General features: G+C 61.9%; 10 protein-coding genes. All 10 read right to left on the bottom strand.

Going from position 1 to position 12590, the window contains the following annotated elements:
• Positions 1-704 precede the first annotated feature (704 nt).
• A complete protein-coding gene (gene carA / locus ONB52_19630) occupies positions 705-1760 on the bottom strand; it encodes a glutamine-hydrolyzing carbamoyl-phosphate synthase small subunit (GenBank protein MDZ7418343.1) in 1056 nt (351 codons plus the stop codon).
• Positions 1761-1873: 113 nt separating this feature from the next.
• Positions 1874-2032 carry a DUF5989 family protein gene (locus ONB52_19635; GenBank protein ID MDZ7418344.1) on the bottom strand — a complete coding sequence of 53 codons (159 nt, stop codon included), beginning with the start codon at positions 2030-2032 and terminating at the stop codon, positions 1874-1876.
• A gap of 128 nt (positions 2033-2160) precedes the next feature.
• Positions 2161-2997, bottom strand: a complete 837-nt coding sequence (locus ONB52_19640; protein MDZ7418345.1) for a phosphatidate cytidylyltransferase — start codon at positions 2995-2997, stop codon at positions 2161-2163.
• A gap of 159 nt (positions 2998-3156) precedes the next feature.
• Positions 3157-4068 carry a dihydroorotate dehydrogenase gene (locus ONB52_19645; protein MDZ7418346.1) on the bottom strand — a complete coding sequence of 304 codons (912 nt, stop codon included), beginning with the start codon at positions 4066-4068 and terminating at the stop codon, positions 3157-3159.
• On the bottom strand, positions 4065-4856 hold the full coding sequence (locus ONB52_19650; protein MDZ7418347.1) for a dihydroorotate dehydrogenase electron transfer subunit: 792 nt from the start codon (positions 4854-4856) through the stop codon (positions 4065-4067). The genes ONB52_19645 and ONB52_19650 overlap by 4 nt, the downstream gene beginning before the upstream one ends.
• Positions 4857-4932: 76 nt before the next feature.
• The gene (locus ONB52_19655; protein MDZ7418348.1) at positions 4933-6957 is read right to left on the bottom strand and encodes a tetratricopeptide repeat protein; all 2025 of its coding nucleotides are present in this window, start codon (positions 6955-6957) and stop codon (positions 4933-4935) included.
• Positions 6958-6997: 40 nt separating this feature from the next.
• The gene (locus ONB52_19660) at positions 6998-7759 is read right to left on the bottom strand and encodes an NAD-dependent deacylase (GenBank protein ID MDZ7418349.1); all 762 of its coding nucleotides are present in this window, start codon (positions 7757-7759) and stop codon (positions 6998-7000) included.
• A gap of 167 nt (positions 7760-7926) precedes the next feature.
• A complete protein-coding gene (locus tag ONB52_19665; protein MDZ7418350.1) occupies positions 7927-8481 on the bottom strand; it encodes a GNAT family N-acetyltransferase in 555 nt (184 codons plus the stop codon).
• Between the two features lie 114 nt (positions 8482-8595).
• Complete coding sequence (locus tag ONB52_19670) at positions 8596-10923, bottom strand: tetratricopeptide repeat protein (GenBank protein ID MDZ7418351.1); 2328 nt, start codon at positions 10921-10923, stop codon at positions 8596-8598.
• Positions 10920-12359 (bottom strand): adenylate/guanylate cyclase domain-containing protein, encoded by a 1440-nt coding sequence (locus ONB52_19675; protein ID MDZ7418352.1) that lies wholly within the window; start codon positions 12357-12359, stop codon positions 10920-10922. The genes ONB52_19670 and ONB52_19675 overlap by 4 nt, the downstream gene beginning before the upstream one ends.
• Between the last annotated feature and the right edge of the window lie 231 nt (positions 12360-12590).

Here is a 12590-nt window from a genome sequence, read left to right on the forward strand (position 1 = left end):
ACAGAGGCGTCGTCAAGATTACGACGGGTACAATGCGCTGGAAATCTCAAATTCTGTTCCCCCTTCTGCGCCCCAAATCTAAAATGATGAATCGCGACGCACCGGCGTGTTTGCCAGGCACGTTGGAAAAGTATGGCAGACAGGATTTCCAGAATTGGCGGGATTAACGCATTTTCGTTTGGGAGTGTGGTTGAGAGGCAGGCGGGAGGGTCCGGGTAAGTGTGCTTATAAATTACCGCGGAGAAACTTTCACGACTGCAAAGATATTGCGTGAAAAACAACCTGTCGGTCTTATCGGGTAGACGAAAGGTCTGTGCACCACGGAGATCAGCGGGTGCATTGCAGCGGGATGGTTTTGTTCGCGGTCTGGCATGGTTGCCGTGGTGTGAAGACCATCGGCGCTCACCGCCGCGCCGCGCGGTGTGGCATGTCTGGAAGGTTCCCAGGAGCGTGGCTGTGGCGGGCAATGAGGCCGGTACGAATCACGGGTGGACACCGCGAGTACAGGATCATGATTGGCGATGTCGTCTCACAAAACGGCCCGGGCATGATCTTCGGTATGTTGTCGCCCCGCGTGGCTAGCGGAAAAAGAGGAAGTCACCCCACCCGGGCTTCAAGTTTTCCAGCCGGGACCGTATCCCGCCCATCTTTGCGGCCTCCCCCCACCGCCAGGCCTGCGCCCCTCAAATCCTGCCACGGACATTTCACAAGCGCGCCACAAACTCATCGAACAGAAATCTCGTGTCCACCGGTCCGGGCGAGGCCTCGGGATGGAATTGCACCCCGCAGAACGGTTTGCGCCGGTGGCGAATGCCTTCATTCGTGCCGTCATTGGCGTTGAAGAACCAGGGCTCCCAATCGGACGGCAGGGTGTTTTCATCCACGGCATAACCGTGATTCTGCGAGGTGATGAAACAACGCTTGCTGCCCACCAGCACGCATGGTTGATTCTGGCTGCGATGGCCGTATTTCAGTTTGAACGTGTCCGCGCCCGCTGCCAGGCCGAGAATCTGGCTGCCCAGACAGATGCCGAAGAGCGGCCGGTCCTGCTCCAGCAGCTTCCGCACAGTGGCAATCGTGGCACTGCACATCTTGGGGTCGCCGGGGCCGTTCGAAATCACCACCCCGTCGCAGCGCTCGCGCTCCACCGGCCAGTCCCATGGCACGAGGGTGACAGTCAACCCGCGGTGGAGCAGGCAGCGAATGATGTTGTTCTTGCAGCCGCAATCGATCACCACCACGTGGCGCGCGCCGCTGCCGTAGCGTTGTGGTTTGGTCACACTCACCTGCGCCACCAGGTTGTCGCGGTTGGGATCGTGAAACGCTTCTATTTCCTCCTCATGGATGAGCTTGCCCAGCATGCTGCCGTGCGTGCGCAACTTTTGTGTGAGCGCGCGCGTGTCGAGGCCGGCCAGTGCGGGCACGCCGTTCGCCTTCAGCCAGGCATCGAGCGACTGGCGGGCGCTCCAGTGGCTGAATTCGAGCGAATGCTCCGCCACCAGCAAGCCGGCGATTTGGATGCGCGCCGATTCAAAAGGGGAATCGAGGCCGGCGGCCGCCACGCTGGCGGGCACGCCGTAATTGCCGATGAGCGGGTAGGTGAGTGTAAGAATTTGCCCTCGATAGGAGGGATCGGTGAAACATTCGGGGTAACCGACCATGCCGGTATTGAAAACGACTTCGCCGGCGACCGAAGCCTTGGCACCGAAGGCCGTGCCGGTAAAGACACTGCCATCTGCCAGAACAAGTTTTGCATTCATCGAAAAATTCCGCTGCCTGAAATCAAGACGCCAGCCTGCACACGCGCACGGGCGACTGCCCCGGTGCCTGCCGGCGAGGTGATGGCAGAGGCTGTGCAAACAGCCGGGCCATGTTAAAACAGAGTGTAAATGAACGGCGCCAGCGCCGACCCTTCGGTGAGCACGATCAGCAGACTGAGCGCCAGCAGCACGACCACAATGGGCGCCAGCCACCATTTCTTGCGCACCCGCATGAACTCCCAAAACTCGGCGAGAATTGACAGTTTGCTCATGGCAGGCTCCGTGAAAATGTTCGACCTCATATTGTTGCTGAACAGCCATGCCGGGAGGCCGGGGCGGGAAATATTTCTTCGCCCGGCTGCGGCTTGCCGGCCGTGTCTTCCCGGCCTGCAGATGTCCCTCAGGTGTTTCTGGCCAGGAGGTAAAAATAAACCAGCGGCGCCACCAGCATCTCACTGTCGAAGCGGTCGAGGATGCCGCCGTGGCCCGGAATGAGATTGGAGGAATCCTTCAAGCCGGCGTCGCGTTTGAACAGTGATTCCACCAGGTCACTCATTTGTCCGAACACGCCGATGATCACACCGATGACCACGGCATCCGGCACGGTCAGCTCCTTTACGAAGGTCCGCTGACAGGCGAGCGCCGACAGAATCGCAAAAACAAAGCCGCCCACTGCTCCCGCCACGGTTTTTTTCGGACTGACACGCGCGAACAGTTTGCGTTTGCCGAAATACAGGCCCACGAAATAGGCGGCGGTGTCGCAAATCCAAATCACTGCAAAGATCATGATGACCCAGGTGCCGGCCGCATGGTAGTCGCTGCCGGTCAGGCGGGGCAGTTCCCGAATCGCCACGAGAAACGACAGCAGGCCGGCCACATAAACCATGCCGAAAACTGTGATCGCAAGATTGTGCAGCGGGCCGCTCTCGCCGGTGGGCCGGGAGAACAGCTCCACGACCAGCAGCGCCACCACCACCGCTGTGAACCACAGCCACAGCAGGTCGCCGTAGCCGAAGTAGATGGCCACCGGCAGGGCCACGCCGCCCGCCATGCCGAGCCAGCGCTGCGGCCGTGCCTGCTTGTGCCGGGCCAGGTCATAAAATTCGTACAAGCCCAGCCCAACCACCAGGGCGATGAACAACAGAAAGAACTGCCGACCCACCCAAATCGCCGACACGATCAGCGGAATGCAAATCAGGCCGACCACCACGCGCTGTCCCAAATTGTGCCAATCCAATTTCCTGCCTCCCTTCCGCACATTTTCACAAAGAACGAAGCCGTTTTGAAACAGAGGGGACACCTGCCCGGGGTTGTTTGGATGGCTGGCGTGCAAAACATGAGCTTTGCACGTTGACCGTCAAGTTGCAACCCGCAACGAGTATGGCCCGCCGCCGCTTCACCGCTGCAGCCGGCCGCGCAACGCCGCAATGCTGCCCAGGCCTTTGGCCGCCAGATAAGCGCGCAATCCCTCCGCCACTTGCACGGCGCTGCGCGGATCGACAAAATTCGCCGTGCCGATTTGCACCGCAGTGGCACCCACCAGAAAGAACTCCACCGCATCCTGCCAGGTGCGAATGCCGCCCATGCCGATCACCGGAATGCGCACCGCATTGGCCGCTTCATACACTTTGGCAAGCGCGATCGGTTTGATCGCCGGCCCGGAATAGCCACCGACAACCGTGTTCAGGCGCGGCCGCCAGGTTTCGATGTCAACCGCCATGCCGGTGACGGTGTTGATCAGGGATACGGCATCGGCACCTGCCGCCTCGGCCGCCTGCGCAATCTCGCTCACGCGTGTGACATTGGGCGTGAGCTTGGGAATCACCAGCCGCTGCGTGAGGCGGCGAATGGCGGCCGTGGCGGCCGCGGTGACCGCCGGTTTCTGGCTGAATTCCAGGCCGCCCTCCTTCACGTTGGGGCAGGAGAAATTCAATTCGTAGCCGGCAATACCCTCCTGTTCTTCGAGCACGGTCACGACTTCCTGGTATTCCTCCAGCGTGCGGCCGGCGACATTGACGATGATCACGCCGGCATGGGCCCGGAGAAAGGGAAGTTTTTCCGTGACAAAGCTGTGCACGCCGACATTTTGCAAGCCGATGGAATTGAGCAGGCCGGCGGGCGTTTCACACAACCGCGGCGGGGGATTCCCCGCACGCGGTGTGGCACCGATTGACTTGGTCACGATCGCGCCGATGGTGCGCAAATCCACCAGCTCTGCCGCTTCCTGGCCGTAGCCAAAGGTGCCAGACGCCACGAACACCGGCGTGGCAAACTCCACCCGGCCGATGTGAATCTGCAGGGGGTTCATGAATAGCGTATGCGATCCGAGTCGAAAACCGGCCCGTCCAGACAGGCGAGCCAATATCTGCCGAACTGTTGCACGCCCTGCGCCGGCTCCAGATTGCAGCCCATGCAAATGCCGAAGCCGCACCCCATGATGGTCTCCACTGCGACTTGCGCCACGAGATTGGCCGCGCGGCACCGTTCCGCCACGGCAGCGAGCATGGCCATGGGGCCGCAGGCATACACCTGGCGGCCGGTCGCGGTGGCCGGCTGCGCCAGCCAGTGCTGCAACAAAGCGGTGACAAAGCCGTGATGGCCGGCGCTGCCGTCGTCCGTGGCAACGGCCACGCGGCCGCCCAGGCGCTGCAATTCCTCCGCACCCCACAGCTCCGCTGCCGTACGGCAGCCGATCAACGCCTCGAAAGAGAAACCGCGCTGTTGCAATGCCGCCGCCAGCATCGGCATGGGCGCGATGCCCAGGCCGCCGGCAACCAAAGCGATGCTGCTGGCGTGCTCCGGGAGGCGAAATCCCCGGCCCAGTGGACCCAGCACGCTCAACACCGTGCCGGCGCGATGGCTGGCGAGCAGGCGCGTGCCGGGACCAATCGCTTTCCACAAAATGGTGAAGTGGCCCTGCTGGCGATCGACCTGGCATACGCTGAACGGCCGGCGCAACAACGGGATGAGCTGCTCCACCGGCCGGGTCTGCGTTTGAATGTTGACAAACTGGCCGGGTTGCACCACGGCCGCGATCGCGGGTGCGTGCAGGCGCATCAAAAAAATGCCCCGTGCCACTTCGTGGTTGGCAATCACGGGGCAATCATAAATGCCTGGGTGCGGGGTAGCCATCATCACCGGCCGTTCGTGCTTCCGTCCTTTCCTGCGAATTTCACCAGCGGGGAGGAACATCATCCATGTTCTGTTCCTCTTCCTCCTCTTCTTCCTCCTCCTCCTGTTGTTGTGGCGGTGGCACCTCCGGTGGTGGCCTGCGCTGCTGCTTGCGTTCCAGAGTTGGTGGTTGCGGAGGAGGCCCTGCCTGGCGATCCTGCTCGATGCGGGCACGCAAACTGTCGCTGGCGGCAGGATTGCCCGCCGCCGGTGCCGGGGTGGTTTCCGCGCCGGTCATCTGTTTTTCGAAAGCGGTGACTTTCTTGCGCACCTTGTTGGAATAGGAGGAGCTGGGAAATTTTTCGAGTAATTGCTTGTAGGCGGCATAGGCCTGGGCGTTGTCAGTGAGCTTGTTCTCATAAAGCCAGCCGATGGCAAACAGGGATTTCGATCTGATCTCCTCGTCTTCCTGTTGTTCCACGAGATCCTGCAAGAGCCGAATGGCGGTTTGCGGATCGCCGCCGGAGAGCCAGAGCGATTCGGCCTGCTGGAATTTCTCCCGCGCCGAAGAGGTGGTTTGTTCCGCGGCAGCGCGCACGCCCAGCCGCCGGCGTGCCTCGCGACCGTGCCGGGTGTGGGGATATTTTTCCGCCAGCACGTGCAGCAGACTGTCGCGCAGCGCCAGTCCAGTGGAATCCTGCGCGGCCTTGAGCAATGCAAGTGCATAAAGCGCGGCGGCCGCAGCCTCGGTGTCGTGGTAATCACGCGCCACCGTTTCATAGATATGGAAAGCCGAGTCCGGCATCTCGAACTGGTAGTAATACAGCTCCGCGAGATTGATTTGGTTGTTGGCCATTTCGGCGCGCAGTTTGGCGGGATCGCTGGAGCGCGCGAGCTTTCTGGTGGGCAGGCGCCGGATCGACGCGCGGGAGCTTTGGTGACTTTCCCGGGTGCGCTCTGCTTGCGGCTGGCCGGCCGGGCTGGCGGGGGATTGCTGCTGCAACCGCAGCAGGCTGAGCGCACTGTTCAATTTCAGCAAATCATCGATGGCTTTGGAGCGCTGTTGTGCGGCCGTGGCATATTCCGAGCGGCTGTTCTCGCTGCGCACCTTGTCGAAGAATTCTTTGGCCCTGGCATAATCATGGCGCTGGCGCTGATACAAATCACCCAGCACGAAATAGGCGGCCGCCGAGGCCTCGGTGCGCTTGTCATTGGCGGTGATCAGCGCGAACAGCTCCTCCGCTTCTTCCACCCGGCCCTGGCGCAGCTTGCACTCCGCGATTTCGAAACGCACCCACGCCAGGTTTTTGTGCGTGCTGAATTCCTTTTGCATGCTGTTCAATTTGAGCAGCGCCTTGTCGTAGCTGCCGTCGGCTTTGAGCGCACGTGCGAAGGCAAGACCGGCGTTGAATTTGACGTCCAGATCAACATCCTGCTTGCCGGCTTGATAGTAGGCCTTGGCGGCCTCGTGATAGTGCTTGAGCTTGAAACGGCATTCGCCCCAGCGCAGGTAGGCCGCGACGCGCAACTTCTTGTCGGAGAGGCGCTTGGCCGCCGGCTCGAACAGCCGTGCGGCGGGCTCATACTGCTCCTGGCGATAGTAAATCTCCCCGAGATGGTATTGCGCGCGATGGAGAATGTCGCCCTTTTTGCGGTCGTTTTGCAGTTCCTTGAGCACGGCTTCGGCGTTGGTGAAGTCCTCCTGCTCGATGTAGGTGCGCGCTTTCCACAAAAGGGCGGGCGCTACCAGCTCGCTTTGGGGAAAGAGCGTGATCAGCTCGTTGAACTTGCGCAACGCCTGGGGATACTCCTGCTTGTGGAAGAAACACTCGCCCAGCATCAGCAGGGTGTCGTCCACGTATTTGGAGTTGGGATAGACCTGCAGAATCTTCGAGCCTTTCTCGATCGTCTTGTCGAACTTTTGAATTTCGGCCGCAGTGGGCTTGTCCACCGTGGCCGGCCGGCGTTTGTGCTCTTCCAGGGCTTCCTTGTAAAGCCGTTGGGTGTTGTAGTAGGTGTTGAAATAGGCGCATCCTGCAAGATGGCACAGGGCAACCACGGCGGCCGGCAAAAAGCGAATCTTCATTGTGTTGAATATCGGCGACAGATTTTCCTGGCGAAGTTGTTCACACCGACGCGGTGCTGCCAGCGCCTGCGCCGGAGAGGGCGGCAAGCAGTGCCGGCAGGATTTCACCCGCTGGTCCCTGCAAAAACCAATGCGCTTGCGGCGTCAACGGTGTTCTCTCGGGATTGATCTCCACTAAGGTGGCGCCCGCCGCCCGCGCGACATGGGGCAATTGTGCCGCTGGGTAGACCACGGCGGAAGTGCCGATCGCGAAAAAGATCGTGCACGCCTCCGCGGCATGAAAGGCCCGCTGCAATACGGCGGCCGGCAATTCCTCCCCAAACCACACCACCGCCGGCCGGCGCAAACCGCCACAGCCGCAATAGGGCAGCCCCTCGCGCCAAATCTCGGTCGCGCCCTCCGCCTGCACACCGCATTGCAGGCAGCGGCTCTCCCGCAGATTGCCGTGCAGCTCGATCACCTCCCGTGACCCCGCCTGTTGATGATAGCGGTCAACGCATTGGGTGATCAGAGTGAATTGCTGCACCTGCCCGGCCAATGCCACCAGCGCGGCATGTCCGGCATTGGGGTGATGCTGCGCCACCTGCTCCCGGCGGTGACGGTACCATTCCCACACGAGCCGGGGATCACGCTGGAAGGCTGCGGGGGTGGCCAATTCCTCGGCGCGATGATTGCGCCACCAGCCGCCCGGGCCGCGAAAGGTCGGCAAACCGCTTTCCGCCGAGATGCCGGCGCCGGTCAAAACAGCCACGCGTGCGGTCCGGTCGAGTTGTGCCAGCAGTTTGTCATCGAAAGGCAACATTGTCAAACAGGAATGCCGCGCGCCTGTGTCCACAGCCCTGCCTGCAATCGCCGCGTTCAGTTGCGACCGCGGGGAGTGTTGCAGCAGTCGCCCTCAATGGAGAGCCGGCCGGCTCCGGTTCCGCGGCGGCAAAAGGGTTGCAACAACATTCTCCGGCAGCCAGACGGTCATGGCGGTGTGACCGCCGGCACAAGTGACTTGGCCATGTGCACCAGCGGCAGCGAGGTGCCATCGGGTGTGAGATGAGCGAAGCGTGCCACGGCGACATATCCCATGGCCGCGTAAAGCGGCTCCCCCGGCAGCGTGGCTGCCAGTTCCATGCGTGAAAAACCGGCGGCGCGGGCGGCCTCTTCACACGTTTGGATCAGGAGCCGGCCGATGCCCCGTCGTGCATATTGCGGATGCACGAAAAAAGCCCTGATGCGCGCGGCCTCGTGCGCGGGATCAAGCAGCGGATCCTCGTCCGCCTTCATTTGATCACCACCAAACAGCGTCTTCCTCCTGCTCCAGCCGCCACAACCAACCAAATCACCGTTGCCGAGCGCGACATAGTAGGTGCCGTCGGCAATCAACCGGCTGTCCACCCCGAAGACGTATCGGATCGCGCTTTCGATCTGTTGCGGCGTATACCAACCCTGACTAAGGGCGCGTGCCGACAGCGGGATGAGAGCTTGCAGGGCGGGGATGTCACTGCTGGCCGCCGCGCGTATGCTGATTTCCATGGTGTATCTCCGGATGCCACTCCCGCCGCAGGCCGGCTGGGCAGCGCAAGATACAAAATCCGCCGTCCTTGTCAAACCAAGATTGCGGTCCGCCGCCGCAATCTTGCCGCGGCGTCAGGGGTTCATGAGTTTTTGCAGCGCTTCGAGCTTTTGGCGCGCCTGCTCCCGATACTGCCGCGATTGCGCGTGATCGGGGTTGAGGGCGAGCACGCGATCCCACTCTTTGATGGCGTTGTCGTAGTCTTCATTGGCATAATGGCTCAGGCCGCGGTTGAAGTGTTGTTCGATGACGAGATTGAGCTGGCGCTGTGCGTTGTCGAGATAGCGCTTGGCCTCGGCATGATTGGGATCGCGGGCGAGCACGCGGTCGAACAGCTCCATCGCCTGCAAAAACTGGCCGCGGTTGTAGTAGCGCTCACCCTGCTCATACAAATCCTTGAGGTTGATCATTGACAGGGCTTCATTGCGCTTGCTGATGGCGAATTTGTTGGCGGGATCGAGGTCGAGCACGCGTTCGAAGGCCTCCACGGCGCGCTGCCACAAACGCGCATCGAAGAGAGACATGGCGTTCCGCATCAAACCCTCGATGCGGGTGCGCCTGGCCTCGGCGAGGCGCTGGCGGTAGGCCGCGGCTTCGCGATGGCCGGGCGACATGTCGAGAATGGCATCGAAATGCTCGGCGGCGGCGGCGAGGTCGCCCTGCTGAAAGGCCCGCTCGCCGGCCTGCATGCGTGCCGCGATGAATTCATCGATGCGGCCCTGCAGCGCCTGAATCTCGTGGCGGGCGGCATCGTAGTCCGGGTCATTGTTGAGAATCTGGCGGTAGAGATTGTAGGCGGTGAGATATTGCCGGCGCTGCTGCCAGCGCTGTGCCTGCGCGAACAGTTGGTCATTCTGCTTTTTCTGCTGCGCCAGACCGGCGCGCGCCTTTTCCATGGTGGCGAGCGCCTCCTCGTGTTGCGGCGCCAGGCTGAGTGCCTCTTCGAACGCCGCGATGGCTTTGCGGTAGTTCTTCTGGCTGTAGTAGCCCAATCCGCGCAGGAAAATCTCCTCCGCCTGTTTGGCGCGTATTTCCCGGAGCTGCGCCAGATAGTGTTCCACGCGCGGGTAGTTGGGGCGGACGAGCAAAATGTTGTCGAAGGCCTTGTGCGCGACTTCGTAATTGCCGGCTTCGAAGGCCTGCACGCCGCGGGTGTAGAGCTGGTTGAGATAAATGTCGAGCCGCGGCTGCAGCACGGCCAGCCGGTTGCGCGCGTGCGGGTGGCGGCGGTCCATTTTCAGCACCTGCAGATAATTAAGCGCGGCACTGATGTACCAGTGCTTGTGCTCATAGGCGCGTGCCTCGTCGAGCAGCGTGCGAATTTGCCGGTCTTCGGATTCGACTTTGATTTGCAGGGCGCGCAGCAGCTGCTGCAGCCTGGCATCCTCCGGCTCATAGACGTGATAGTGCCGCATCTGGCGCAGTGCGGCGCGATAGTTTTGCGCCTCCGCCAGCCTGGTGCCGGCCTCGTAATGCTGCTGCGCCCGGCTCACCGGATTGGGCCCCAGCCGCATGCTCATGCCGCCGCGCACGTGCGCATCCGCGAAAGAGTAGGTCAGGTCAAAGGCAGAGCGCTCGCTGAGCAGCGCCAGCCCCACGGCGCTGCGCCGGCTCTTGAAATCGACCAGGGAGGAATAGAGCGCAAAATTGGGAAGGACAGGCACCGCCAAGCCCAGCCGCGCGAAGGGCTCTGCCTCCTGCCATTCCAGGGAGGCAAACAGGGCCGGCGCGCGTTTCGCGGGGCGCAGCGCCATGCTGCTTTTGTAATAGGTTCGCAGGCGTCGCTCCCCCAGGGCAATATCGCTGGCCTGCAGCGACAGCGCAAAGCGATAGGGCGGTAGTGGCGAATTGAAGGCGACGGGACTGCCCAGCTCCTCGGAGACCGGCAAACGGCCGCTAAAAGGATGCAGAATGAAACCAACGGTGGCGGTGGTGAAAGTTTCCGCCCTGGTCTGCGGGCCGCTGCGGTTGCCGTGCAAAGACAGTCCGAACGAGAAGAAAGGCGTCCAGGTCTTGCCCCAGCCCAGGCTCAAGCGTTCGAGTTCGCGGCGGCCATCGGACAGCTTCATCACGGTGAGACCGAAGCCGCCGAGCGCCGGCCAAAATCCGGCGGCGCCCGCGCTGGAAAGGGTGAAGGCTTGCTCGAGGCTCAAGGCAAATTGCGCCTCGCGCAGCGCGGACAGCAGAGCGGGATTCCATGCCGCTGCCAGGGGGTCGGGTGCGGCAACGAGGTGTGCGCCACCCAGACCGATCATGCGTGCCGCACGGCCGTCATTGTCAAACAGAGCTTGCGCCGGCAGGGTAGTGCCCGTCAGCAGGAAGGCCAGCACCCCCACGACCTTGACAACGCCGTTGCGCACGGCCTGCCGCCGGCGGCGGTCTTTGGGGAAGCACACTCTCACAGCTCGTCATCCCTTTCGTAACCGATTTCGCCGATTTCCACTGGTTTGCTGCGCCCCTTGACCACGATCGAGTCCAGGCGGTTGATGATGTAGGCGCCATTCAAGCTGTGGGCGATGTTGTACTCGGCGATGATCTGGCCGCTGCGGGCGAGATTGCACAGGCGGTTGGCAATGTTGACCACGTCGCCGATGACAGTATAGTCCATGCGGTTCTTCGAGCCCATGTTGCCCATCACCGCCAGGCCCTGATTGATGCCGATTCCCAGCTCGAACGTCACCTCGCCGGCGGCGCGGCGCTGGCGGTTGAGCTCCTTGACGGCCCGCTGGATTTCGGTGGCGGCCCGCACCGCCTCTTCGATCATGCGCGGCCCCTGAAACACCGCCATGATCTGATCGCCCATGAATTTGTCCACCACTCCGCCATTCGCCTCGATGATGCGGGTCTGCAGATCAAAATAGATGTTGATGAGTTTGACGATTTGCTCGGGCTCGGAATCCTCCGCGATGGCGGAAAAGTTGCGAATATCGGAAAACAGGATGGTGACATTGCGGCGCTCGCCCTCATAGGGCTCAACCCGGTGACCGCCGCGCTGGTGGATCATCTGCACGGTGAGTTTGGACAGGAATTTCTGCATCTGCAGTTTTTCGCGCAGATGGATGATCATGTTGTTGAATTCGCGCGCGAGCTGGCCCAGCTCGTCATTGCTGCGCGGCTGCAGGCTGACCTCCAGGTTGCCATTGCCGACCTCGCGCGCGGCGCGTGAGAGCGCGTGGATCTCGTCCACCATCTTCTGCGCGAAGAAATAGATCACCCACACCGACATCACGATCACCAGCGCCGCCATCGCCAGAATGCGGCGCTGGGTGTGAATGATCGGCTCGGTCAGCACCTGCCTGGCAAAGCCGACACAGCCCACCCCCAGCAGCGGCTTGCGTGCGGCGCCGGCATCCATGCGCGCCGTGATGGGATAGTAGAATTCGTAGTAGGAAGCATCCTCGCGCACCGTCACCGTTTCCTGCCGCGCCAGGGCCTCGAGCGTGGCCGGCGGCAGAACCAGACCGGTCTTGATGGAATCCGAAGTCGCAATCAGGGCGCCGGTGCGGTCGAAAATCAGGATGTATTGCAGACCCTTGACGCCCATCTGGCGCGTCCGGGTCACTTCGAGCTGCACTTCGGTGCGGTTGTTGAGCAACAGGCTGCTGTAGATGCTTTGGCTGAGTTTTTTGAGCAGGTAGGTGCACGTCTCCATGGTCGCGTTGTCCAGCACGCGACGCTGGATCGGCAGGATGAGCGCACTGAAGAACACGATCACCATCACGACGATGATGGCGATGTTGATGCTGAGCTTGTATTTGATCTCAAGCCCGCTGAAGAACTCCAGCACGCCGGCAACAAGGCGCTGCCACCAGTTTTGCGGTTTCTTGAGCGCTGGCAACCCAAACTCTCCTTACGCGCCGGCCGTCAGCAGCCGATTGGCCTCCTCTGCCGGTCACGGCGCGAGATCTTCGACGGTGATCTCCGCTTTGGGCAGCGGCGGCACCTGCGTGCGCAGATACCAAAACAACCCGCTCAGCGCCAGCAGCAGGATGACAGACCGCCACACCGGGAGGCGACGGGCAGCCGGCGCTGAAAACCGGCGTGGCCCTGCCCGTGGGGCGCTGACTGG

This window comes from candidate division KSB1 bacterium (genome assembly GCA_034506255.1).
In the GTDB taxonomy this organism is placed as follows: Bacteria; Zhuqueibacterota; Zhuqueibacteria; order Zhuqueibacterales; family Zhuqueibacteraceae; genus Coneutiohabitans; species Coneutiohabitans thermophilus.

Excerpts from the sequence above, each read along its gene's own strand:
- ONB52_19645 (MDZ7418346.1), bottom strand. The coding sequence starts at position 4,068 with ATGAACCCCCTGCAGATTCACATCGGCCGGGTGGAGTTTGCCACGCCG.
- ONB52_19635 (MDZ7418344.1), bottom strand. The coding sequence starts at position 2,032 with ATGAGCAAACTGTCAATTCTCGCCGAGTTTTGGGAGTTCATGCGGGTG.
- ONB52_19655 (MDZ7418348.1), bottom strand. The coding sequence starts at position 6,957 with ATGAAGATTCGCTTTTTGCCGGCCGCCGTGGTTGCCCTGTGCCATCTT.
- ONB52_19665 (MDZ7418350.1), bottom strand. The coding sequence starts at position 8,481 with ATGGAAATCAGCATACGCGCGGCGGCCAGCAGTGACATCCCCGCCCTG.
- ONB52_19660 (MDZ7418349.1), bottom strand. The coding sequence starts at position 7,759 with ATGTTGCCTTTCGATGACAAACTGCTGGCACAACTCGACCGGACCGCA.
- carA (MDZ7418343.1), bottom strand. The coding sequence starts at position 1,760 with ATGAATGCAAAACTTGTTCTGGCAGATGGCAGTGTCTTTACCGGCACG.